This is a genomic window from Stenotrophomonas sp. GD03654 (assembly GCF_029845105.1).
Taxonomy (GTDB): Bacteria; Pseudomonadota; Gammaproteobacteria; order Xanthomonadales; family Xanthomonadaceae; genus Stenotrophomonas; species Stenotrophomonas africana.
In genome coordinates this window covers 1-22728 of the sequence record NZ_JAOCLC010000008.1, presented here as the reverse complement: position 1 = coordinate 22728, position 22728 = coordinate 1, and the positions used below count along the sequence as shown (strand labels likewise).

Below are 22728 nucleotides of genomic sequence, written 5' to 3'. Positions count from 1 at the left end.
CAGCCCTTCCATTTCCTCCCTTGACCGCGCCGAGCGGTGGGGCGGTGGGTTTTCCATTCCAGGACGTCCGGACCGGATGCCCTGGACCGGGCCATTACTCATCAGCGAGGTGCGCTCCATGTTTGACGAATTCGACCTTATCCATTCCTACACCCGCGCCCAGGCGATCGAGGACGGCGTCTTGGTGGACGTGTCCGACGTGGCTAAGGAAGCCGGCTTCAAGTTGCCCGTGGCCATCACCCGTGCTGCGTGGAAGCGCTACGTCGAAGTGCCCAGAGGGTTGGAACTGCGCGGCCAGTCGGTGGACGGCCGGCTCTGGGATGTGCTTTTCATGCTCCACGTCGCCATCAAGCGGCAACAGGGCAACGGTTCGGAGCTCCAGTTCCAACTCCACGTGGCTCTGCCCGATGCTGGCGACTGGTTGTCGAACGAAGCCCACCCGGAGGCCGGGTCTGGCCTGACGCGGTCGACCCATCGCCTGGTTACCTTGAAAGCACTGTGTGGGCCCGGGGACGCCCTGGAGCCGGTGGTCACCATCATGCTGCCCGACGAGGATTGAGAAGGGAGGGGGCAGGACATCGGCCTCCATCGTTTTCCCGTGCTGGTCCCGCCGCTACCATGGTGGGATGACAGGGGAGGGGTAGGGGATGGAAAAGTTTGATTGGTCGAAGGTGGAGTTTGCACGCACGCCCTGGCGAAGCCGGGTTATCCCTGACGCGTTGCCGATCCTCATCCGGTGGGCGCAGGAGGGCGAAGCTCATTCCTACAGCGACCTGGCCCAAGAGCTGCACGACACCTTCGGACACGAGATCAAACCCCGCAAGGACCTCTACGGCACCGTCGCCGGGGGAGTGGCCCAAGCGCTCCAGTGGTTGAGCGAGCAGTGGAAGGAGCCCATCCCACCCCTCCATGCAATCGTCGTCAACAAGAACACGAAACACCCTGGCGAGGGTGCCATAACTATTTCGCCGGCCTACTTCGCGGGCAAGAAGTTGGACACCGAGGAAGAGCGCCGCGCGCACTTGCGAGAGGCGATGGAAGACGTTTTCACCTATCCCAATTGGGACCGGGTCGCCCGCGCTCTGGGAGCCACCATGCTGACCCCGTCCGCCGGGGCGGTTGAAGAGGTGGCAGCGGATGCGCCTCTTCCCCTTCCTAAAGTCCAGGAGGGTGGCAGGCCAGAAAGCGATGAGCACAAAGCGTTGAAGGCGTGGGTGGCCAGCCATCCCGAAGAGTTCGTGGACTTTGGGAGCTTCCCCACGGGGAGCAACGAGAAGTTGTTGAGCTCGGGTGACCGACTGGACGCGCATTTCGATAACGGAAGACATCGCCTGGCGGTGGAAGTTAAAACCAGCAAGTGCTCGGAGGACGAGCTCCAGCGAGGCGTCTACCAAGCGGTGAAATACCGCGCCGTTCTCCGGGCCGAGCAGAAGGCGATCCGCCACGTGCCCAACGGGGAGGCGGTGCTGGTGTGCACGCGTGCGCCCAACAAGGAAACCCGAGCGCTCATCAAGCGGCTGCAGGTGCGGTTCCAGCAGGTGCCGCTGGAGGCGGAGCAAGAATGAAGCCTGAGGAACTGGAACAACGTATTGGCCAAATCGATGGATTCGTTCGGGTGCTCAGGCAGGAGTGCCACATCCTCGACGAGCGCCGGCACATTCTGTCCCCACTCATTCAAGACCCCAAGATTCAGGCAGGGCTGAAAGCCAAGCTGGACAAGACGCCGGGTGCCAATGCCTGGAACCACCTGGCGCCGCTTCTTGGACAAGACCTGGTGCGCGATCAGTCACGGCTTTTTCTGGACAACGATCCCAGGTCGGGTAGCCTGACCAACGTGTGGAGAAAGCTGCAAGCAGATCCAGCCATCAAGGAGCACTACCGGGAGCGCTACGGTCGCATGTTCGATCACTTCCACGACGAACCGATCAGTGACCTGCCGCCCGAAAGCTCGGCTGTTTTCCAGGAGAAGTTCAGACAGAGCGATCAGGACGAGAATTACTCGCGCTTCGATAGTGGCTGGGAAAAGGTCTCCCATGAAATGGTGATCCTTTCGGCTGATCCCGTGGCAGCGAAAATCAAGACCCTACGGGACAAGCACCACGCCCACCTGGAAATGCGCAAGCTGGACGAGGAGCCTGGCGCGTTTGACATCAACACGCTTGGGTTGACCTTCAATGAGGTCTTGGCTTTTGGCGATCGCTGTCAGGCCATCGTGGCAGAGCTGGGGCTGCTGCTGACCGGGACCAGCTGGGATCCACAGCAATACGCATCGGTTCACGAAGCCCAGGGCAAGGCGATGTGGAAAACCTTGGCTGGGGATTGACTTCGAGGCACAACAGCGAAGAGCCCAGAAGCCGCCGCAGGTGGCCAAGCCACCTGCCTTCTGAAAAGCACGCTTGGTGCGAGGGCATTGCCTCCGGTCGGTTTTGGAAATCCGAATCTCTGCCACTTCGAACGTGAGGGATGCCCCCGCCTTCTTTGCCGTCAGGGGCACTTGAACTCAAAGCCCACCCAGTCGCTCGCTCCCAGGTCTTGCCAGTAGAACCGTGCGCCTGGACCCACGACGCTGCACGAGCAAGCCGCCGGCCAAATCGCGGTGCCTGGGTGGCTGACGAAGCCGTAACCTGGCATCGGAGTTAAGTTGGCGCGCAGCGCGTAGACACAGGCTTCCAAAGCCGGTGTTGGGCGGGTCAGGCCAGGTGGCTCTGGCGTAAACGTGGGGGTGTCGTTCGTTTCGTATTGCCAAGTGCAGGCCAACGAGGTGGCTTGAAGCTCGGCCAGGGTCCGGGGAGCGTTGCAGAAGATCGCCCAGCCGTAGTGCCCTCCGTCTCCCCACGAATGCCAAGATCGCCCGGTGTATCCGGGAAACGTCGGAGGTGGTGCGTTGGGGGTGCATGTATTGGCCTCGTTGCGACGAACCCCCGTCTCCGCCCATTTTGTCCAAGTGGTGAACGTCGGGCTTGGCAGCGACCACGTCGTGGCCGGGCAGCTGTATGTCCCAGTCCTCGTCCGCCGCTGCTCGGCCTGCCACGTGTGCGATCCACTCTGGCCCGCCGGGCAAGCGGCCAGAGTGGTGACCCACTGGGTTTCGGCTTGTGGGAAAGGCGCTGGGCAAGCCGTGCAGGTGGTATTGGTTTGCGTCCAGGCGTTCCACGAGCCGGTGCCCGTGCATGAGAAGGTCCGCTGCTGGCCGATCGCGCCAAACTGACCGGCAGGGCATCCCAGGTTGCGCGTTTCGGGAGCAGGGCACGGTGCGCAGGTGCTGCTGGTCGTGGTCCAACTGCCGGCCGTCGTGGATCCCGCCCATGCTTCGTAAACGTTTGGGTCGGTTCCGCAGTGGTGACGGCGGTTCTCGAACACCTGGCCCACCTGGCCCGAGGGGCAACTGATCGTTCGGTTCTCGCTCCACTCCTGACAGGGCGGCACGGTGCTTGTCGGCGGTGGTGGCGTGGTGGGCGGTGACGTGGGCGGGGCCGGAGGCGTCACGGTCACCGGGGGAGCGGGTGGAGTGGTCGGTGGGGGCGTCGTGGGAGGAACGCTTGGTGGCGGGGCGGTTGGGGGCGGCACCGGCGTGGAAGGCGCGACCGGCCCCACGGGCCCTACTGGGGTTCCCACGGGTGGAGAAACGGGCGGGGGGATCGAGGGGGGGACGGGTGGCAACACCAGCAGCGATCCGGTCCATTCGCCCCCCAACAATCCGCTGTGGTAGACGAAGACCACGCGCGATTTGTCCGCACACGTGCTACCCAGCAACCCCACGTCGAGCTGGCCGCCGGTGTTTCGAATCACCGACACGTCCGACACCTGCGCGTCCCACACCCCGCTCGCGTTGGCCGCGACCAGGTCCACGCATGCTTGGCGAGGAAGGCCGGCGTAGCTGACGGAGAATGAATCCCCGAAGCGATCCACCGTGTAAGGCTGGACGTTCACCGCGCCGCCCCACGCGTTGGTCAAGACACTTTCCCCGGCGCCGAGCTGGGAATCAGGGGCCAAGCCATCGACCACCACGGCGGTGGTGCTCACCCCGCGGAATGTCCCCACCATCCCAAAACTGCTCTCGATGCGTCGGGACAGCTCGCGCAGGTTGCGCGTTTCGCTGGCCAGCTTGGCCTTTGCATCGACCTGCCCGAAGAACAGGAACATCGTGCCCGTGGCGGCGGTCACAACGCCCAGCGCCAGCAGGGCCTCGGTGAGGGTGAAGCCCAGCGAGCTGCGCACGCCCTTGGAAAGGCGGGTGAGGGTGGGCGAACAGCGGGGGCGGATCGTGTGCGTCATGCATTCAGCATGCGATGCACCTTGGATTCCGCAAGCCCCTGTTTTTAGTAAAAAAAGTTGGATTTTCCATCTTGACATTGCTTGGTGGTCTGGTTGCATGGGGTTAAGGGAGTGGGGTGACCTACTCACGAAAACCGTTCTGAATAACCCAAGAGACCGCCGCCATGATTGAAAGCCCCACCCGCTCGGCCCGCCCCATTGCTGGCCTTCCCTTCGCGCACATCCCACCCACGGCTCCCGCGTTCCTGCCCGAAGGCAAGCTTCGCCGGCAAGCCCGCCTGGCCCGCCAGCAACGCCACTTCGAGCGCCAACTGCGCAAGGAGCTGAAATGGAAATGACCACCGATCGGCGCGCTCAACGGCTTCTGGAGGCCATCGAACACCGCAACCCACAGGCTTTGAAAAGAACCATTGCGGCCATCCACGAGGCACGTCTGAAGGCTTGGAGGGGCCTGACGGCTTTCCCGTCCTTGGACCACCCGGTGGGGCCCAACGGAATAACCGCTTTCCACGTCGCTTGCATGGCGTGGCACGTGAACCAGCATGACCCGGCGAAGCGGCAGTGCTACGACAAGATGGCCGGAACGCTGGCCGAAGCCGGGGCGGACGTGTTTGCGGAGTTCGGCCCGGCAAAGCAACGCTGGACGATCATTGAAGCACTGCATGGCGCTGCGCCGCCGTCTGTTAAAGCATGGATGGCCTCTCAGCCGTTCGATCTGCATTGCTCTGCGTCAAACACCGCCCACACGATTCGGTAGGACAGCCGTCGTCCAGTCGCCTCTCTGGAAGAATAGAGAAGAATCCAAGGGCTGAACGGCCCGAAAGGGTTGCAAAAACATGCACTTGCGCCATGGCGGCGTCGGGGTAGATTCGGGGGAACCCCTATCTACTCACGAAAGGATGCCCTATGCGACTGTGCAACTTCTCACTCAAGGGTGGCGTCGGCCGCACGACGCTGGCCCTGAATCTAGCCGGGTGCTATGCCCGTGACCCCAGCCTGCGTGTGCTGGTCAATGACCGGGACCCCCAAGGCGGGGCCTGCGCGTTTGCCTCACTGTCGGACGAAACACCGTTCAGTGTCGGGCGCTCGCGCTCCCCGGGCTTCGACGTGGAGATCACCGACACTCCGCCGCGTCTGCCGGACAACGAGGTGATTCCCGAGGCGGACCTCTACCTGGTGCCAACGTTGCTCGACGGGGCCAGCTTCCTCATCTTCCTGCGAACCGTGGATGTTCTTGAAAAGAAGGGAAAGCGTTACCTGCCCATCGCCAACCGGGCCAACGAGAAGCGGGCAGCCCATCGCCGCCGCCTAGAGCACCCCAAGATGTCGGGCGCCGTCCTGGTGCGGGACCGAGCGTTGTTTGCGGACTGCTACGAGGAGGGAAAGACCGTGTTCGACGCCAACGGCCGCTGGGCCCGGGTGGCCCAGGAGGAGATCCACGCCCTGGCTGTCCGGGTGCGCGATACCTTGGCCGCTGGTGCAGGCCGGAGGGCTGCGGCATGATGGAGCTTCCTTTGGTTTCCCTCCCAGACCTACCCATGGCCACTCGCAAAGCTCCTGCCAAGAAGGCTGCCAAGAAGAAGGCCGTCAAGCGCACCTTGGATGACGTCAAGGACGTGACCCATGCCAAGCCCCGCAGGGCCAGCAAAGCGGCAAGCCTTCCGATCGCCCGCATCCCCGAGCACCTGTTGCTGGGGCCGGGCGACTACCCGGAGCGCAAATCCTATTTTGACTACGACGACAGCCAGAAGGCGGGAAGCGTGGGAGGCAAGCGGGTTCACATGGTCATGCCCCGATCGGTCACCCTGCACGACTACCGCCGTAAGGAGGACGGGCTGCGCCACCACCGGGCCATGGTGACTATCCCGCCAAAGCTCCGCGAGAACATCGCCAAGCTGTTCGGCTTTGACGATTCGGAGGACGCCGGCAGTGAAGTCGCGTTGACCACCGCCATGGTGGCGCTGGCAGACTACGCGGCCGCGTCGCTCATCCAGGACAAGACGCTGCTGATCGTGAGCTCGCCGGTGGACGAGCACGCGGAGGACCGCAAGGCCGCCCGGGTGGCGGTGCGGAACTTGGGGATGAGCAAGAACGGAAAGATCTACTGACAGGGAGTGTCCCGCCATGCTCACGGATGACCAGTTGGATCAGCTTCGATACAAGGGTGAAGGCTCGGATCTGGACTACAAGGCTGAACGCTACCCGTTCGCGTCCGCCACGGATGACGCTAAGTCAGAGCTGCTGAAGGACATTCTGGCCATGGCCAATGCCCATCGGGACGGCACGGCCTATATCCTGATCGGCTTTAAAGAAAGTTCGCCGCACCCAGCTGAAGTGGTGGGTGTCCTGGCAGAGGGCGCAATCGACGATTCAAGAATCCAGCAGTTCGTTAACGAGAAGCTGGAGAGCAAGCTGGATTTCCGCTATGAAGAGCGAATCTTCGACGGGAAGCATGTGGCAGTCATTGCGATCCCCAAGCAATCGCGTCCGTTCTATCTCAAGAAGTCTTACGGCAAGTTGCCCAAGGACACGGTCTATATCCGGCGTGGAAGCTCGACTGCGGTAGCTTCCCCGCGTGAAGTGGCCATGATGGGGGCCGGCAATGCCATCCGGCCGCCAGCCAAGATTGACCTCGAGCTAATGGGAGACGGCAACCTTCCGTTGGATCAGAACTTCCAACTGGCATTCTACAGCCCATCGACTCCCTATCCTGACTTCAGCACGGAAGAGCGGTCATATGACCCCTTCGACAGGACGTCTCTCTACATCAAGACGCACGAAGACAATCGGCATTTTTGGAGGGAAGCCGCGGAACACCTGTTCCTGAGAAGCCGCCTCGTCACTGTTCGAGTGAAGGTAACCAATCGATCAGAGTTCGCCTTGAATGGCGCAAAGCTGGAGGTATGGGCACTTGGGCCGAGTGATATGGCTGTGGATCTAAATCTGGTGGACGAGTTGCCAGAGATGCCCACGCCGAGGTGGAACATCATGACCCATCAAATGCGACACATGGTTCCGGTAGCTCGACACGGGAGCCGCGCACCTCAGATGGAAGTGGACACCAAGGAAGGCCATCACATATGCCGTGTCCGATTGGGCAGCCTGTTGCCGGGCGAGTCAGCATTTGGGGACGAGGCCTTGGCCGTGCTCCCGGAACTTCCTGGTCCCCATCTTCTTAAGGTCCGGATACTCGCCCAGGAACTCAACCCACCTTTGTCCTTCGAACACATTTTCGAAGTTCAAGGAAAGAGCGAAGCGCTCGATCTGGACGAGTTGAAGTCACTGATCTATCAGTCCATTAAAGGAACAAGAGCGGATTAGCGCTGCTGGGCTTTCTTTCAGCGTCCGAGTAAATAGACGGCGCGCTGAAAGCCATTGTTGGGCAAGATCGTCCACATCGGCCTGCATGGCTGCCCGCTCTCCAGGCAGCCATGTCCTCAACGTCCCCTTGGCCACGCCCGCGTCTCGCTTCGCCAAACGCCGCCTTGCTTCCAACCACCGGGCTTTCGTTTCCCCCTCACGTGTGGCTTGACGTTGGGTTCGCATGCGAACGGCGTTGGGCTTGTCGCTATAAGCCGGGACATGGTCTTTGCCCTGGCTGGGCCAAGGTGTTTCGTGCGTGCCCTGCCGCCGCAGGCGGATCTGGCGCAGGCTTGGATACCGGGCCATCCACCGGTTCTCAAAGGAGCGGTCGGAAGGAGTGTCAGTCCCCAGAGGCAGGGGGACGACCAACGCGTGGAGGGCGATCAGGTGCCACACCGCCGATTGAAAAACATCCTCTCTCAGCCGGAAGGCCACCACCTCGGGGTGTTCCAGCCATTCGCCCTGGTGCACGTTGCGCAAGAGCGCGGCCAAGTCGTTTCGCGTCAGATGGGCACGCTGGGCCAGCGGCCACCCCAACATCCAGCTGTCCGAATGCCGCTCGACGTGAACGACGAACCGGGGGTGCATCCAGCGCTCTTGGAGCTGGGCAAGGACGGTGGCTGGCTTGGCAAAGCGCCCCACCTCGACCAGGTGGTTGTCGGAGCGCTGCAGGACAAACAGCCTGTCGGCCAGCAGGGCGTCAAGGGTGTCTGGTGGCAGCCGCTGGCTCAACTCGGGCCAGGCCAACAGGTCTCGGCTTCCGCGTTCAGCGATGCAGCGTTTGCAGGCCATGAGCTGATTTTCGGTGTCCGCCGGGCCGCCCTGGTTCAACGGAACGAGCGGTGAAAGCCCCCACGAATGGCGATGATCCACGTTCAAAGGGGCGGTGCAGAAAGCGCACGCAGGGTTCTCGGAGCGGCGGGCCACGTCCAGCGCCCAACGTGGGGTGGCAGGCCCACGGGCGGCATGGAAGGCCCGCACGCGGTGGGCAAACGCGTCCACGTCAGCGGTGGTCATGGGAGCGCTCCTGAAACGAAAGCAGGTGGATCATTGATGGGCCAATGGCGGTGAATGAAGGCCATGGCGCGCACCCTTGTTTGACTAAAACGAAATGGGACGAGGGATCTGCGATTTCCTTCCAGGGGTTCTTTGGCTCCCCACTTGTGGTTCGGAAAACACGGTGTCGGTGTATCCAAGGGCACTGCACACGTTTGACTAAAACCAATGTGATTTGGGTCTCTTGGGCCGGTGCTGCGGATGGGCGAGGGCAACCTGTCCTGGGGATCCGGGGCAATGGGAAACGGTGGGCTGAAAAACTCTGCACGGATTCCCGGGGTGGGGCATCGGTGGGCGTGAGGGGTGGAAGAGCGGGAGCGTTGCGTGGGCATGGCGTGGGCGGTGGTCCTGTGGGGCGAGGGGGCGTAGACCACCAATAGCGCACCTGGGGCAACACGCAAGGGGCCGCAGAAAAGCAACTGCAAGAGCCCAACGTGGGTGGAAGCAATGTCGGCAGTGGCAGAGAAGCAAGAGCCCTGACGGTTCCCTAGAGTCGTCATACACATGACGCACTGAAGTGGGTGTGCGCTTCGCGCCCAAAATCTGCGTCATGAACGTCGAAAGCTCAATGCAATCAAGGCATGACGTTGTCACCGGTCAATGGTGACAGCGTCGGTGCTTGTTAGGGCGTTTCGCCCATGTTTTTCAGGCTCCTGCGGTGGGGCCTTGCCAACTCCGAGATTCGCGGTATCGGTGGAGTAATCTCGAAACGGAGTTACTCGACCAATGGCGTTCGTTCGTCAAAACGTAAACCTCGACCCTCGGCAACTGAAACTGGCTCAGCGGCTTGCCCGTGAATCGGGCAGCGCGTTCAGCGCCTACGTGCGAGAGGCTCTGGAGCGACACAACACCTCCATGTCTGTGGCGAATGTGCTGGAGAACGCCAACGCTCAGCTGGAACACGTCATCGACGAGCTGCGGGAAGAGAACGCGCTGTTCCGGAGTGCGCTCCAAGAAGACCTGCGGCGGTTGCGAGACGAAACGAAGGCGGAGCAGGACAGCGCCATTCAGCGCTACGAAGAAGCGCTTCGCAAGGTCGTGACGGCGGCCCTCTCGCAACCCTCTCCAAGAGGTCCTGGTGCGGCCAAGGTGCCCGCAACCGGACCCATGACTGCTCCACGCACCTAAATTTCCCCCACAGCAGGAGATCCATCCCATGAAACGTTTTTCCGTTCCTCTCACTCTCTGCCTGGCGGCGTTCTTGCCGCTTCAGGTTTCCGCCCAGGCCACCCCTGATGCGGTGCATGCCGCGGCGGACGATGGCAAGCCCAAGGCCGACAAGAAGCGCCTGTTCAAGGCCGGTGGCATCGGTTGCGTGGCCGGCGGAGCCATCGCCTTGCTCACGGGCAAGAAAGACAAGGCCTTGGGCGCCTGCGCCGCGGGTGCTGCCGTGGGTGCTTCGGCGTCTTACGTGAAGCAGCAGCGGGAGCACGCCGAGCAGGCCGCCGACGCCGCCCGTGCGGCTGGCATGAAGGCCGAGGTGGTCACCAAGACCGAAACCGTGGAGGGCAAGCAGGAAGCCGTCCTGGATTCGTTGCGCTTGAACTACAACCCCACCGACATGAAGCGGTTGGATAGCGATACCCGGGCCTTCCTCGACAAGTTCGCGGGTCTGTTGAACAAGTCCAGCAACGGGTTGACGGTGGTGTTCCAAGGAGCCGACAAGGCTGCCTGCCAAGTGCCCATCGTGGAGCTGGCCAAGCGTGGCGCGCTGTCCAAGGTCACGGTGGACGACCGCTGCGGCAGCGGTGAGCCCGTGATCGTCGTGACCCCGGTGCCTGACGTCCGGTGATCTCAGTGCCCGGGTGTCGCTCGATGCTCGGGCTTCCTTCCCCCTTCCGAGGAGCCCACATGACCCCAGAAGAAAAGAACCAGAGAATCCTGAAGCGCAAGCGCGAAGAGTTGCTGAAGCGTGCCAACGCAACCCCGACCGCATCGCCCACGCAAGAAGAGCGGCTGGTTTCCGACGGCATGAAAGAGAACCTGAAAGCGGCCAGTCACTGGGCTGGAATGATCAGCAAGCGCACTGCCGAGTTGACCCAGAAGGGCGTTGCTGCCGCTGCCGAAAAGGCAAAGGAGGTCAAGGCGACCGTGGACGCCAAGCGGGCAAGGAGCGCGGAGGAAAGAGCTCAGGCAACAGAAGCCGAGTCTGGACCCACCGTCCAGCCGAGCGAAGCCGAGGTGGGACCCGAGGACTTGGTCGATGCGTTGCCCGCCCGGGAGCCAGCGGCAATTGCCGTCGAAGCAGAAGCGGTTGGCGTGAGCGAAACGAATCTTGAGCCAGGAGTGACGGAACAGCGGCCTGTCGTGGAAGCCACCAGATTTACACCGGAGGCGGACGCCACTTCGTATCAGCCAGCAGATGCTGTCAAAGAGCCGCAGGTGACCGATGACGTTTCGACAGGGCAGGGAGAGTTGACCGCCACTGCCGCAGAGGAGCTTGGCCCCTCACCCGACGCCAAGTCTTCAGAAGCATCGCAAGCTTCATTGCATTGCACGCCCCGCTCTCGTTGGCTCTGGGTCTTGGCCGGCGTGGTGGCGGCGGCATTGGTCGTGGGGACGATCTATTTCTTACATGGGAAGGGCGATCAGGTGCCACCGAGCACACCGCAGCCCGTGGCACCGGTTGCCACTCCAGCCGCTCCCGAGCAGTTGCCCGAGGTGGTGGAAGCCCCCGTGGTTGCGCCTGCTCCAGCAGTGCTTCCAGAGCAGGCCGAGCCAGAACCTGCGATAGAGAAGCCAGAACCGGACGCCACTCTCCATGTGAAAGCGTCAGCGCCGATTGCGACCCAGCCCAAGCCTGCGCAGAAACGTGCGACCGCCCCATTGCCGAGGATGACCTCCGCACCAGCCGCCGAACCGCGGAACGACTGGCAGCAAAAAGCCAATGCAGACCTGGACGCCTGGGCGAAGAAGTCGGGGATCAACTAATCCCCCTTGCGCATCCGCGGATTCGATCTAGAAAGAAGTGACCTACTCACGAATAAGGGGGAGACATGTTCAAGTGGTTTTTCACGCAATACCGGGAACCCGGAAAACTTCACTTCGGCTCAAAGTGGCTGAACCTGCACGGGCGCTTGTTCCTCGGCAGCCCTGAATCGTTTGGCATGGGCCACCTGAGCGAAGGCGTCCGCCGCACTTTCTACTACTTGCGCGCCGATCGCAGACCGCCGGTCAGAGACGACGCCGCGTATGACGCATGGACCAAGGATCGGCTCTACGCGAGCAAGGTTGAGCAGGTCGCAGAGCGCTGGGTGGCCAAAGCGGGCTTTCTGGCGTGCGCGCCGCTTTGCTTGGTGCTTGCCGTCTTGGCGCATTGGCTTCGTTGATTTGACAGGGGAGGGAGACAGAGATGGCAGCAATCAGTTTGTTCAACGTGCTTGACTGGACGAGCGGCCTGGGGCGCAAGTTCCGCCGGAAGAGCGGCGAGCCTTCGAACATGAAGGAAGAAATCATCGTCAAATCCGCCGAGGAGTATGAAAACCTCGTGGGGCGCTTTGACGTGACCGATCGCGTTCGCAGTCGAGAGCTCGATGTGCCGGAGGCTGATCGGGATTTCGCGAAGGAATGCGGCGCGGTCTGGGACGAGAACGCCCAGGTGTTCAAGGTCCCTGATGGACGCAGCGAGGACGAGTTCCAGGAGTGGTGGCCGAAGGTTCCGGAGGATTTGCGCGACACCCAATCGCGGATCATCACGACGAAGCGTGGGCGGCGTGCCGAGGGCTTCTTGCAGGGCAACGACATGGGGCAGGGCGGCGACAGCCTGGCCACTCCCTTGATGTATCTGGCCTTCCCTGTGATCGGCGTTCTGGCAACCTTCCTGGTGAGCCTGATCGTTTCTATGGGGTGGACCAAGCTAGAGGCCGCCTCGACGCTGGAAAGCTTCGTTCGGATTGGTGGGGCGGGCGTGATAGCTCTCTTGCTGACCATTCCTTATTTCATTGCCCTCAAGCAAGGCGAGGGCATGAAGGAGGCACTGAAGGCATGGGTGCTGTTGCAGTGGGTTCCGATGGCGCTTCAGTTCGTGGTTGGGGACAGCAAGGGCGGCACCGAGGTGGCAATGCAAGCCGGCGGCATGGCTGTGTATGCCCAGATCGCCAGGACCTACCTGTGGTGGGCCTTTGGCTTGGTCGGCATCCTGTTTGTGGTTTGCTTTGTGGCGGCGGCCTCGCACCCGCACCGGGGCGTCATTGGCGGGACAGCCGCGCGCTTCATTCAAGCGATGAAGTGGGTGGGGCTCATCTTTGCCACACTGGTGGTCGCCAAGGTCCTGCCATTTGGCTTGGGCGAGGCGGCGCCTTACGTGCTGGCATGCATGTATGCGATGCAATACGCCGAAGGCAACTTTGTCCAAAACGCCGCCCGGCTTTACCTGCAGAACAACGACAACAACCTGGCCACCCAGGGGGCGCTGATCAACGCGCACGTCAAGGCGCGTGAACAGCAAGCCGAGGCGGCCCTGCGGGACAAGACCCCGCTGATCACCATCGGGCGCGCCACGGGACACCTGTCCGACAAGGGCTATGGCTACTCACCCGACTTGGGCACCGTGATGATGTTCTCATGGCGCGATTGCCAGCAGGGCCTGCTCGTGTTCGGAGCCATCGGTTCGGGCAAATCCTATGCCGCGCTGCGACCCATCGCTCGTCGGTTCCGTAAAGCTGCCTTGGCAATGGCGTGTGTGGCGTCGGACCAACGCGATGTAAGGGAGCGTTTGACGCGGCAGAAGCTGGCCGGCGGTGCTCTCATTGCTGACGGTAAGGACGGAGCAATCATCGCGGATCTGGAAGGGTTGTTCGATATCGTCGTCAAGCCTGGAATGCGCGTGGGGCCTTACGAAGGGTTGGCTCCCGATCAGATCGTGCGGGCATTGCGCGGCGCAGCCGGTGGGCGAGTGGACGAGAAATCCAAGCTTTGGACGGACGGCGGTGACGCGTTTCTCTACCACACCGGCATCATCCTTCGTGCGCTCGTGGATCACGAGACGGCTTATAGGTCTTGGTGCTCGGCCAAGCTGGAAGGGCTGGAGCGTGCACAGTTGGACGCGGAGCTTGAGCTGGTCAAACAGCGCAAGCTGGACGAGGACGTGGCCGAGACTGAGGCTTTGCTCGAGCGGATCGCCGAGCAGATCGCCATCCATCGAATCCCGGTGAGCGACGACAGGCAATGGCATTACACGCCATTCCACCACGCCAAGTTGTTGTCCATTGTGGAACGCGTGATTCCCGCCAGCCCCGCGCCTCGTGCCAATGCAAAGCTGATGGAGGTGGTGAAATACTTGGGCCTGGAAGAGGCGGACACGGGCCATGACGAAGAAGGGCGGCTGGCCTACGCGGCCTACCTGCAACAGCACCGCCTTCGTCAAGAGAGCGCTCCGCAGACCATCCACCCGGATCTCTTCCGTCCCATGTCTCAGCTGCAGAGCTCGCTGGAATGGGCGTTCCTGGAGATTCCCGCGATGCATCCGGAACAGAGGCAATCGTTCACGCTCAACTCACGAGGGCTGCTGGAGAAGCTCTTGCGAGGCGAAAAGCTGCGTGACAGCAAGACGGACATGCCCTGGCATTCGATTGAGACGGGCGAGGTGGACGTCTCCGACGCGCTCTATGGAGCCATGGTAGGCCTCTTCTTGCCCCCGACCCAATTCGGTGAGGCAGGTGAAATGATGATGCGTCTGCTCAAACAGCGGGTCATGAACGGAATCAAAGGGCGTGGTGCATACGGTGATAAATGGCGTGAAGCACTGCCCGGCCAGACCGAGGTGATGCTGATGATGGACGAGGCCCACCTGCTGTTGACGGCCGATGACATCAACCTGTTCTCCGTTTCGCGCTCGCTGGGGTTGATGCCCGTGCTTGCAACGCAAGGGTTTGAAAGCTTGGTCAACGCCTTTGGGTCAGTCAACGAGGCGGAGCTGATGGCCAACACGATGCAATCGGTGATCGCGCTGAAGTGCTCGCACAACACCCACGAATACCTGGAAAAGCGGTTCGGGCAGGCAACGTTGACCACGTTCAAACAGCGCACCCGGGGCATCGACTACCAAGGCGGCATGAACAATTGGCGCCACTCCGTGCTCAACGACCCGGATCATGCCTACGCGTCCGCCTACGACAAGATGCGAATGGAAGGGGCCGGGCGGTTGACGGCCTCGCGCATCGACGCCGTGACGGGCCGCCGCTGGCGGATTGGATCGGAGGACACGCTGGGCCAAGACGAGATCGCGCGCGACATCGACATGCCCACCGGGGGCAAGCGCGAGGTGCAGCCGCTGTTCCTGCGCGAGGAGTATTCCGCCCTTCTTGAGCCCCGCGGTCACGCCGTTGTGGCGTTGAACCGGGCTGGCATCAAGCGGTTCGACCTGGCAGAGCTCCTGCCCGATGCGGATTGATGCGGATAGGCAAGGGGGCTCACCCCCCTTGCCAAACCTGCGGATTGATCAACGATGAACCCATTCACCCCAGCGGAGGAAACAAACATGAGCGACAGCCTTTCCCAACCCATCGAAGAAATGACCGAGCTGCGAGCACTCCAGGCGCAGCGCAACGAGCGGCTTCTGGGCGATCGCCCACCGCCCAAGAAGGACAGCGCGGCACGGGCGGACTTCGAGCAGAACGTGGCCCAAGACCAAGACGCCATCGAGCAACGCCGACAGCGCGTTCTAGCGTGGGCAGAGAAGGCCTCGCCCGATCAGATCGCCGCGCTCCAGGCAAAGATCCAGGAGGCCGACAAAGCCGTTCGTGATGCAAAGCCGGACGACAGGCACGAGCAGGTGGTTCATGCGACCGTTGCGCAGTGGCGGCAGCAACGCAGCGTCCAGCGGGAGGAGAGCCCTCCCATGTTGACCCGTGAGCAGCGGGCGGAGAACGGGCCCGGGCGCCTGGGATACGCTGATTACGCCCGCAGTTCGTTGAAGGAGGCGGCTTTCATGAAGGACTACGCTGCCAATTACGATTGGGAGAAGCACCAGAAGCAGGCCCAACCGAACGTCTTCCGACAGTAATTTTTCACCGATGTTCAAATCTGCCCGGTTCTTCGCAGAATCGGGCATTTTTGCGTCTTGACGTCCAGTTTGATGGTGCTTTACTGGTTATGTAGCGAGTAGGTAGACCTACTCATAAAATACCAAGGAGAGCCATCATGTCCACGTTGTTAAATGCCCTCAAAGACTTCGCTTTCGAGAACGCGGTCCCACTGCTGACCGGCTTGTTCCTGCTGATCGCGGCCTTCGCAACGGCCGTCCTCGCCTACCCTCCGGCCGTTCCGGTTCTGCTTAAAGTGGTGGCCATGGCGGTGGTGGGCTTTGTGACCATCGGGGTGGTGGTCCAGAGTTCCTTCCGGTGAGCAGCCGGCGCTGGCTCAAGCTGCGCGCAAGATGCAGGAAGCGTTGGCGCCGGTTTGACTGGGAGGGGTTTGATTTCTGGTTCTACCCCGCGCTGATTTTCTACATGTTGGGTTGGATCGTCTTTGGCCCACCCGACAGCGTTTAGCGTTCGGGTCAGTAGTCCGGTAACGAAGCCGGGGCAGTCTGTAAAACTGCTGGTTCACTCCCCTGCAGGTTCAAGTCCTGCCTGACCCACCATTTCTGCGTGTTGGCTTGACGGCCAGCGATTCAACGCTACAACCATGGGGATGGACACTCAAGAATCCCTGTTGCGCCTTTTGCGTCCCCTGGACCTCCAGCGAGCGGAGGCCTTGGCGGCCGCGCTCGCGCGCGAAGCCGGCGCATCCAAAGGCCTTCACGATTCGCAAGTGTTGGCGCGCGCCCACGCACTGAGCGTTGCCCCTGTTGAGGGTCGGTTGGGCGATCTGGTTTGGCAGGTGCGCCAGCGGGAGCAGGATGGGGCACCGCAAGTGGACCTGCGCTGGGGCTTGCATCGCCTGGGGTTCGACGCGCCCATGCGGGCGTCCAGACGGGACCTGGTGCGTGCTTACGAGAGGCGCTTGGCAGACCGTGACGAGCCGATGGTTTACAGCACCCTGGCAGAGAGGGTGGCTGGGTTGTCCATGGCAGAGTACGCCTCGCTGTTCCAAGGCATGGCGATGGCGGTAGAGGAGGCGCGGGCTCGGCGGTCGGATGCAAACCGGTTGCGGGAGAACGCACCGTGGCAGGCCTGGCTCGTGGGGGCGTCCCGGGCGGGCGAGGAAGCGGCACTGCTGGCCTGCATCGGCATGGGCGCGGACGCCCGGCTGCCCGATGCCAGCGGTAACACGCCACTGCATCATGCGGCCCGGTTTGGCCATGCCTCGCTGGTCACCCCGCTGGTCGAAGCCGGCGCCGACGTGGCGGCCCTCAACGCCCTCGGGTGGGCACCGCTCCACCTTGCCGCGCTTCACAGGCACGCCCGGGCCTGCCTCCACCTGATGGCCCACGGCGCCAATCCTGAGCAGCCAGGGTGGCGAGGGCGGACCCGAACGCGCATGCACCGACATGAGCAAACCCAAGCCCTATGATGCTCTGGGCGACGTGCCCGGCAGCGTTGCGCCTTCCCAGCCGGTCCGATCCTGGCACCGCGCCGTTCTTGCCGGTGCATTCGTTTTTGGCTTGATCTACGTGGGGAGCATGGGCGTTGCTTGGCTCATCCCGCATCCCGATGGCTCGCTCATCCGCTTCGCCGATGCCTTGAGAGGCGGTCTGGTGACCGCTTTTCACTTCCTGACCGCTGGCATCTCGGCACGTGCTCCGGCACGGGGGTTCATCGAACTGGTGTCCTACCACCACCCAGTGGCGACGTGGTCCCGGATCGGGGTGTCGCTTCTGCTGGCGGTGGGCCTTGGCCTACGCACGTTCCTCAAGGCAGCCGAGCCGGTGAGCAACACTTGGCACCTGTCCGGACCGCGGCTATTGGAAGGAAAGGAGGCCGTGGGCGAAGCCCGGCACCGCTCGATAGCCCCTAAAGACGCCGAGGCGGATCCCTTCGCCCTGTCCCTCCACCCCGATCTGTTGCTGTCAAAAAAGCACTGGGCGCGCCACGTCTTGATCACCGGTTCGGTGGGGTCGGGCAAGAGTGTCATCCTCAAGCACATCCTGGAACAGCTAACGCGACTGAAGGGCGCAAAGCTGTTCCTTTACGACATCAAAGGCGACTTCACGTCGATCTTTAAAAGGCCCATCATCGTGTCGCCCTTCGATGCGCGCTCCCACGTGTGGGACGTCGCCGCCGACGTGCGGACCCCGACCCAGGCGGCGGCGTTTGCTGCCTCGATCATCCCGGAGGGCGACGGGAACGCCACGTTCTGGACGATGGCCGCGCAAGACCTGTTGATAGGGTGCGTGCGCGAACTCCAGAACACCCGGCCTGGCCAGTGGGGGTGGCCCGACCTGGCGGCCTTGGTGCGCCGCCCGGCCGCGGAGATGGCCGCAGGCTTGCGCCCGCATTACCCCCGCGGCGCCGCACTGGTGCGTGACCTGGAGAGCCAAACCACGTCCAGCGTGCTGTCTTCCCTGGGGGGCTTCACCCGCCTCATCGACGATCTGGCCACCGCATGGCCCAAGGTGGGCAAGCGCCGTTTCTCGATGACCGAGTGGATACGCGACGACTACAACGGGCGCAAGCAGGTCATCGTGCAGTCTGGACCCGATCCGACCCTAACGAAGGCCTACATCGCCGCCATGATCAACGTGGCCGTGCCGGATCTCATTGGGCCGGGCTTGCCGGACAACGAGGGCGGGCGTGGGCTCTACTTCGTGTTCGACGAGCTGACCAGCGCTGGACGGCTGAACATCGACCCATTGTTGGCGTTGGGGCGCAGCAAAGGCGTGGTGGCCATCATGGCGGTCCAGGATCACTCCCAGATTGAGCTGGTCTACGGGGACAAGACTGCGCAGGCCTTCTCAGCGCTGGTCGGAACCCACGTGGTGTGCCAAGTGCAGATGGGGGCCACCCGGGACAAGCTGGCCGGCCAGCTCGGCAAGCGAAAAATCGCCTGGCGTGGGCACGAGGACAAAGCCCAGGTTCACGAGGAAAGCCGCGCCTTGGTTTCCAGCGGTGAGCTCACCGACCGGCTGGGCTTCCGAAAGGGCAAGCGCTACGGCCCCGAGGGGTGGGGCATCGAGGCGATCGTGCAGATGGGCGGGGACGTGCTGTTGCTGACATGGCCAGGGAAAAACCATCCAATGGTTCGCGATGGGCAGGTGGCCGCTGCGTGGACCTCCAAGCCAGCCGGACCGGTGGCCGAGGCTGAAGGGCCGTCGCCGGCCGCGTCCCCTGCAAGCGCTGGCGCGTCCGCCTTCCCAACCACCGCCGAAGGCATCGATGCGGTGCAGCGGGTGTTGACCATGACACCCGAGGAAATCGACGCGCTATTCTCCCGTTAAACACCATGTAGGGAAGCAAGTATGGCAACGATCACCGTGCCGATTTGGAAGCCAGTCGCCGAATACGCTGTGAAGGCAGCCTTGACCTCGCGTTTTCGGGAGGAGCTGGACGAGGTGGCCAACAATCGGAAGGGCTCCACCAGTCGGATTTTTACTTTGGTCGTCCTGTATCCCGATAACACCAACACGGCGGACCAAAACGCGGTGGCCGTCATGACACAACAGGCACCACCCAGGATGCTTGGTTATTTGCCACGGGAGGTGGCCGCAGAATATCGGCAGCGCATGGCTCAGGCCGGCTACGAACACATGGTGTCTGCGTGTGAGGCGGTTCTGTCCGGCGGGCTGGTGACCACGGACAAGGTTTACGACTACATCTTGGAAGTGGACCTGGACATGTCCATCGACCCGCATCCTGATCACCTCGTCATTCATCCCGAGATGGTCCGCCATACCGCTGACCCGGAGTTCAAGAAGGACACCGATGGGGCATATCGCTTCAAGTGCTGGATCCCGCACGACGCGGTGGGCCACCTCCATCCGAAACAGCGCACCAAGGGTTGGACCACGGACTCCTGGACCACGGTCAACTACTACCTTAGCAACGCGCAGAGCATCGGCTTGGGTTTCAAGGTGCTTTCGGTGCCCAAGTCCAAGCACGCGAGAGTCTTCGGCGAAGAGCCAGTAACCGCCGTCGTGGAGGAGATAAAACGCCGTTGGGTCACGCTGCGCCTGGAAAAGTAAACCCCCCTTGCGCATTGGTGGTTTTCTGGGACCTTGGTTCAATCAACGTTCCAGGAGGTCCCTGTGATCAATTGCACCCGCATCGATGCCCGCGGCCACAACAAGCGCAACGGCAACATGTTCGACTACATGCTGGCCACCGAGCGCCTGTCTATCGACAGCGCCGTGGCTTACTACGCCGGCAGCGGTCCTGATCCGAGGCAGACGCTCAATTGGGGCGGCAAGCTCGCCGCCGAACTCGACCTGGAAGATCAACCGGTCACCCGAAGGGTGATGGAGTTGCTGGGCAAGGGCTTTTCACCCACCGGAAGGCCGTTGTGCAAAAACGCGGGAGAGGAGCCCCAATTGGTCATCAAGACGGATCGCATGGGCAACGTGCGACTGGACGACGATGGCAAGCCAATGGAGAAGTGGGAGGGCGGCCATCGGGTCGGGTTTGATCTGACCATCTCCGCCCCGGGGGACGTGAGCGTGGCGTTTGCGCTGGCGGATGATCGCGAGAAGCTGGCCATCCTGGAGGCCCACCGCCAGGCCTGCGCCGTGGCCATGCGCTACATCGAAAGCAAAGTGGAGACCCGGCGCGGACAAGGAGGCGTAGACGTTATAGGCACGGCGGGATTGGTATGGACAGCCGCCGATCATGTCAGCAACCGGAACGTGGAACCCGACCTGCACACCCATCACCTGGTCTACGGGATCTCGATGGGCGAGGACGGTCAGTGGGGCACCTTCGACGCCATCGAAATCTACCGTCACCGGCACGCCGCGGATCACCTTTACAAAGTCGAGCTCTACGCCGCGATGAAAGCGCTGGGCTATGGGATTCAGCGGGAACGCGAGGTGGACGTGATGGGGCACGAAACGGGCCAGACTCTCACCACGATTGCCGGCATCGACCGGGAGCTGGTGCTTCAGACGAAGACCCGCCGCCAAGAAATCCTGGACTACGTCAAGGAACACCCCAACGCCAGCCACGACGAGGCCTGCAAGGCCACCCGCAAAAAAAAGGAAGAACCGCCCTTCGAGCAGGTGGTCAAGGACTGGCAGCAAACCTTCGCCAACATCGCTAAAGAGCACCCGGAGCTGGTTCCCACCACCCAGTCGCTCAAGCAGACGAAAGGCCAACACCTGGACCCGCATACGTTTGACGAGGTTTTGCAGCGCATGCACGAAAACGAGGCGATGTTCTGCGAGCATGACCTGGTCCGGGAGTTGGGGATGGAGTTCGCAGGACAAAAAAATTCAGAAGAAGTCCTCAGGATGGTGAATGAGTTCACCGAGCAGGACGATCTGGTGCGCGTGAAAGCCGAATACCTCCACGAAGACGACCGGGGCATTCGGTTGGCGCGCAAGCACCGGGAGGATCGCTTCTGCGCCACCTGGATGGTCGAATGGGAGGCCGAGATCATCCGCCGCTCGAAAGAGCGGGAGAACGAGACGGACCTCAAGCTGTTCCGCTCCACCGTGGATCGGGAGATCGCCGCTTACGAGAAGCGCAAGGGCTTTACCCTCACAGAGGAGCAGAAAGCCGCCATCGGTCACCTCACCTACGGCACGGCCGGTGTGGGGGTCATATCGGGGTTGGCCGGCACCGGCAAGACCACCGTGGCCGAGGTCTACAAACAGTGCTTCGAAGCCGAAGGAAAGCAGTTGATGGGCTTGGCCGTGTCGGGTAAAGCCGCGGCCAAGCTAGAAGAAGAGTCCGGAATGCCCTGCATGTCGGTTGCAAAGTTCTTTTCCCAGCTCCGGCAGGGCAAGGTTGCTCTGACGAAGAACGTTGTGGTGGTGCTCGATGAAGCCGGCATGGTGGCCACCGATGACACCTTGAAGCTCATGACCTACTGCCAGGGGGTGGGCGCCAAGCTTGTCATGCAGGGAGACAGTGACCAGCTTCAGCCCATCGCTGCGGGCAACGGCTTTGAGCTGGCGAAGATGGCCTTGGGGGACAAGAAACTGACCGAAATCCGCCGGCAGAGGAACGCTGATGACCTGGTCACCGCCAACAGCTTCTACGAGCGGGATGACGAGGGAGAGGTCAAGGACATGCGCCGCGGACACCGCAGCCGCAAAGGAACATTCGATATGGGCGAAGATATCCTGAACAACCTCAAGCAACGCAACTGCATCGACGACTTTGGCACGGAAAGCCAGGCCATCAAAGCGTTGGTGGAGGATTACTTGAAAGACAGGACGCCCATGGACGAGAAGCTGGTCTTGGCCCACACGCGCTCTGAAGTCAAAGCGCTTACCACGGGCATCCGAACGGGGCTCCAGGAGCAAGGCGTGCTGGACAAAGAGGAGTTCACCTTCCGATCGATCGTGAAAGGCCAATGGGAAGACCTGACGCTCTCCCGCCGCGACCGTGTGATGTTCACGGCGACCAACAACGACTTGGGTGTCATCAACGGCACCGAGGGCACGGTGGAGAGTATTCGGAAGGACAAATCCGGCGGCTACGACCTGGTGGTGCGCATCGACTCTTCGAACCCGAATGAAGAAGGACGCATCCTGGAGTTCAACACCAGCGAGCACAACGCCTTGGCCCACCGGTATGCCATGACCGTTCACAAGGCGCAGGGGCAGGGGAAATCCGAGGTTTACCACTTGGCCACGAACATGGGAATGCTCGACCAGCAGTCGGCGTTGGTGGCGTTCACTCGCCTCACCAAAGGCAGCTACCGCATGTTTACGACCGACGAGATGATGGATCGCATGGCCGAGCGGCTGGGCACCGAACGGCACAAGGAAATGGCGCTGAGCGTGGGACTGTCCAGCAAGCAGGCGGACCCGGTGCGCAACCTGGTCCAAGAAGTGGAAGCGCTGCTGGCCGGGTTGAAATCCGAAACCGAGGTGCCAATCTCGAACGCGGAACGGCGCGAGATGAGGCTTACCCGGTGACGCATCGGGCCAGCGCCAACACGCTGATCACCACCACTACCCATGGCCACCACCCCACGCGTTCGGAGGGGGCT

General features: G+C 62.2%; 21 protein-coding genes and 1 tRNA gene. 20 read left to right on the top strand and 2 right to left on the bottom strand.

Annotation, left to right across the window (positions count from 1 at the left end; genetic code table 11):
* The first annotated feature begins 118 nt into the window (after positions 1-118).
* From N5J73_RS05025 to N5J73_RS05015, 3 genes are all read left to right on the top strand, one after another.
* Positions 119-559, top strand: a complete 441-nt coding sequence (locus tag N5J73_RS05025; protein ID WP_239508858.1) for a DUF6573 family protein — start codon at positions 119-121, stop codon at positions 557-559.
* 88 nt (positions 560-647) lie between these two features.
* Positions 648-1565, top strand: a complete 918-nt coding sequence (locus N5J73_RS05020) for a hypothetical protein (protein WP_164078558.1) — start codon at positions 648-650, stop codon at positions 1563-1565.
* Positions 1562-2323, top strand: coding sequence for a hypothetical protein (locus N5J73_RS05015; protein ID WP_164078557.1), 762 nt, complete (start codon positions 1562-1564; stop codon positions 2321-2323). The genes N5J73_RS05020 and N5J73_RS05015 overlap by 4 nt, the downstream gene beginning before the upstream one ends.
* Positions 2324-2484: 161 nt before the next feature.
* On the opposite strand, the gene N5J73_RS05010 is transcribed toward N5J73_RS05015, so the two are convergent.
* On the bottom strand, positions 2485-4275 hold the full coding sequence (locus N5J73_RS05010) for a type 4 pilus major pilin (protein ID WP_251467254.1): 1791 nt from the start codon (positions 4273-4275) through the stop codon (positions 2485-2487).
* A gap of 164 nt (positions 4276-4439) precedes the next feature.
* Between N5J73_RS05010 and N5J73_RS05005 the strand changes: the two genes are divergently transcribed.
* The 5 genes from N5J73_RS05005 to N5J73_RS04985 all read left to right on the top strand — a co-directional run bounded on the left by N5J73_RS05005 (position 4440) and on the right by N5J73_RS04985 (position 7596).
* Entirely contained in the window at positions 4440-4613 is a 174-nt protein-coding gene (locus tag N5J73_RS05005; RefSeq protein ID WP_006375368.1) for a hypothetical protein, read from the top strand.
* Positions 4604-5032 carry a hypothetical protein gene (locus tag N5J73_RS05000; protein ID WP_164078635.1) on the top strand — a complete coding sequence of 143 codons (429 nt, stop codon included), beginning with the start codon at positions 4604-4606 and terminating at the stop codon, positions 5030-5032. The genes N5J73_RS05005 and N5J73_RS05000 overlap by 10 nt, the downstream gene beginning before the upstream one ends.
* 149 nt (positions 5033-5181) lie before the next feature.
* Complete coding sequence (locus N5J73_RS04995; protein WP_024958779.1) at positions 5182-5778, top strand: ParA family protein; 597 nt, start codon at positions 5182-5184, stop codon at positions 5776-5778.
* 35 nt (positions 5779-5813) lie between these two features.
* Complete coding sequence (locus tag N5J73_RS04990; protein ID WP_229302645.1) at positions 5814-6383, top strand: hypothetical protein; 570 nt, start codon at positions 5814-5816, stop codon at positions 6381-6383.
* A gap of 16 nt (positions 6384-6399) precedes the next feature.
* Positions 6400-7596, top strand: a complete 1197-nt coding sequence (locus N5J73_RS04985; protein ID WP_053092504.1) for an ATP-binding protein — start codon at positions 6400-6402, stop codon at positions 7594-7596.
* Here N5J73_RS04985 and N5J73_RS04980 read toward each other — a convergent pair.
* Entirely contained in the window at positions 7555-8655 is a 1101-nt protein-coding gene (locus N5J73_RS04980) for a hypothetical protein (RefSeq protein ID WP_239508876.1), read from the bottom strand. The two genes, N5J73_RS04985 and N5J73_RS04980, sit on opposite strands and share 42 nt — an antisense overlap.
* A gap of 765 nt (positions 8656-9420) precedes the next feature.
* On the opposite strand from N5J73_RS04980, the gene N5J73_RS04975 reads away from it, so the two are divergent.
* From N5J73_RS04975 to mobF, 12 genes are all read left to right on the top strand, one after another.
* Positions 9421-9822 carry a hypothetical protein gene (locus tag N5J73_RS04975; protein WP_164078634.1) on the top strand — a complete coding sequence of 134 codons (402 nt, stop codon included), beginning with the start codon at positions 9421-9423 and terminating at the stop codon, positions 9820-9822.
* A gap of 28 nt (positions 9823-9850) precedes the next feature.
* Positions 9851-10486, top strand: a complete 636-nt coding sequence (locus N5J73_RS04970) for a hypothetical protein (RefSeq protein ID WP_164078633.1) — start codon at positions 9851-9853, stop codon at positions 10484-10486.
* Between the two features lie 59 nt (positions 10487-10545).
* Positions 10546-11625 carry a hypothetical protein gene (locus tag N5J73_RS04965; protein WP_239508875.1) on the top strand — a complete coding sequence of 360 codons (1080 nt, stop codon included), beginning with the start codon at positions 10546-10548 and terminating at the stop codon, positions 11623-11625.
* 65 nt (positions 11626-11690) lie between these two features.
* The gene (locus N5J73_RS04960) at positions 11691-12023 is read left to right on the top strand and encodes a hypothetical protein (protein WP_088475699.1); all 333 of its coding nucleotides are present in this window, start codon (positions 11691-11693) and stop codon (positions 12021-12023) included.
* Between the two features lie 23 nt (positions 12024-12046).
* Positions 12047-15085: a TraM recognition domain-containing protein gene (locus N5J73_RS04955; RefSeq protein ID WP_279940691.1), complete on the top strand. Its 3039-nt coding sequence runs from the start codon at positions 12047-12049 to the stop codon at positions 15083-15085.
* A gap of 87 nt (positions 15086-15172) precedes the next feature.
* On the top strand, positions 15173-15697 hold the full coding sequence (locus N5J73_RS04950) for a hypothetical protein (protein ID WP_164078630.1): 525 nt from the start codon (positions 15173-15175) through the stop codon (positions 15695-15697).
* 137 nt (positions 15698-15834) lie between these two features.
* Positions 15835-16038, top strand: a complete 204-nt coding sequence (locus N5J73_RS04945) for a hypothetical protein (RefSeq protein WP_164078629.1) — start codon at positions 15835-15837, stop codon at positions 16036-16038.
* Positions 16039-16189: 151 nt separating this feature from the next.
* Positions 16190-16276: transfer RNA gene (locus N5J73_RS04940), tRNA-Tyr, on the top strand.
* Between the two features lie 50 nt (positions 16277-16326).
* Entirely contained in the window at positions 16327-17148 is an 822-nt protein-coding gene (locus N5J73_RS04935; protein ID WP_251467260.1) for an ankyrin repeat domain-containing protein, read from the top strand.
* Positions 17126-19012: a helicase HerA-like domain-containing protein gene (locus tag N5J73_RS04930; protein ID WP_164078627.1), complete on the top strand. Its 1887-nt coding sequence runs from the start codon at positions 17126-17128 to the stop codon at positions 19010-19012. Before N5J73_RS04935 ends, N5J73_RS04930 begins: the two co-directional genes overlap by 23 nt.
* A 21-nt stretch (positions 19013-19033) precedes the next feature.
* Positions 19034-19756 (top strand): HIRAN domain-containing protein, encoded by a 723-nt coding sequence (locus tag N5J73_RS04925; protein WP_164078626.1) that lies wholly within the window; start codon positions 19034-19036, stop codon positions 19754-19756.
* Positions 19757-19819: 63 nt separating this feature from the next.
* Positions 19820-22654: a MobF family relaxase gene (gene mobF, locus N5J73_RS04920; protein WP_164078625.1), complete on the top strand. Its 2835-nt coding sequence runs from the start codon at positions 19820-19822 to the stop codon at positions 22652-22654.
* Positions 22655-22728 lie beyond the last annotated feature (74 nt).

Coding starts and splice junctions, on each gene's coding strand:
- N5J73_RS04970 (WP_164078633.1), top strand. CDS start 9,851: ATGAAACGTTTTTCCGTTCCTCTCACTCTCTGCCTGGCGGCGTTCTTG.
- N5J73_RS04935 (WP_251467260.1), top strand. CDS start 16,327: ATGGACACTCAAGAATCCCTGTTGCGCCTTTTGCGTCCCCTGGACCTC.
- N5J73_RS04930 (WP_164078627.1), top strand. CDS start 17,126: ATGAGCAAACCCAAGCCCTATGATGCTCTGGGCGACGTGCCCGGCAGC.
- N5J73_RS05010 (WP_251467254.1), bottom strand. CDS start 4,275: ATGACGCACACGATCCGCCCCCGCTGTTCGCCCACCCTCACCCGCCTT.
- N5J73_RS05025 (WP_239508858.1), top strand. CDS start 119: ATGTTTGACGAATTCGACCTTATCCATTCCTACACCCGCGCCCAGGCG.
- N5J73_RS04975 (WP_164078634.1), top strand. CDS start 9,421: ATGGCGTTCGTTCGTCAAAACGTAAACCTCGACCCTCGGCAACTGAAA.
- N5J73_RS04980 (WP_239508876.1), bottom strand. CDS start 8,655: ATGACCACCGCTGACGTGGACGCGTTTGCCCACCGCGTGCGGGCCTTC.
- N5J73_RS04945 (WP_164078629.1), top strand. CDS start 15,835: ATGTCCACGTTGTTAAATGCCCTCAAAGACTTCGCTTTCGAGAACGCG.
- N5J73_RS05000 (WP_164078635.1), top strand. CDS start 4,604: ATGGAAATGACCACCGATCGGCGCGCTCAACGGCTTCTGGAGGCCATC.
- N5J73_RS04955 (WP_279940691.1), top strand. CDS start 12,047: ATGGCAGCAATCAGTTTGTTCAACGTGCTTGACTGGACGAGCGGCCTG.
- N5J73_RS04965 (WP_239508875.1), top strand. CDS start 10,546: ATGACCCCAGAAGAAAAGAACCAGAGAATCCTGAAGCGCAAGCGCGAA.
- N5J73_RS05020 (WP_164078558.1), top strand. CDS start 648: ATGGAAAAGTTTGATTGGTCGAAGGTGGAGTTTGCACGCACGCCCTGG.
- N5J73_RS04950 (WP_164078630.1), top strand. CDS start 15,173: ATGAGCGACAGCCTTTCCCAACCCATCGAAGAAATGACCGAGCTGCGA.
- N5J73_RS04990 (WP_229302645.1), top strand. CDS start 5,814: ATGGCCACTCGCAAAGCTCCTGCCAAGAAGGCTGCCAAGAAGAAGGCC.
- N5J73_RS04985 (WP_053092504.1), top strand. CDS start 6,400: ATGCTCACGGATGACCAGTTGGATCAGCTTCGATACAAGGGTGAAGGC.
- N5J73_RS05015 (WP_164078557.1), top strand. CDS start 1,562: ATGAAGCCTGAGGAACTGGAACAACGTATTGGCCAAATCGATGGATTC.
- N5J73_RS04960 (WP_088475699.1), top strand. CDS start 11,691: ATGTTCAAGTGGTTTTTCACGCAATACCGGGAACCCGGAAAACTTCAC.
- N5J73_RS04925 (WP_164078626.1), top strand. CDS start 19,034: ATGGCAACGATCACCGTGCCGATTTGGAAGCCAGTCGCCGAATACGCT.
- N5J73_RS04995 (WP_024958779.1), top strand. CDS start 5,182: ATGCGACTGTGCAACTTCTCACTCAAGGGTGGCGTCGGCCGCACGACG.
- N5J73_RS05005 (WP_006375368.1), top strand. CDS start 4,440: ATGATTGAAAGCCCCACCCGCTCGGCCCGCCCCATTGCTGGCCTTCCC.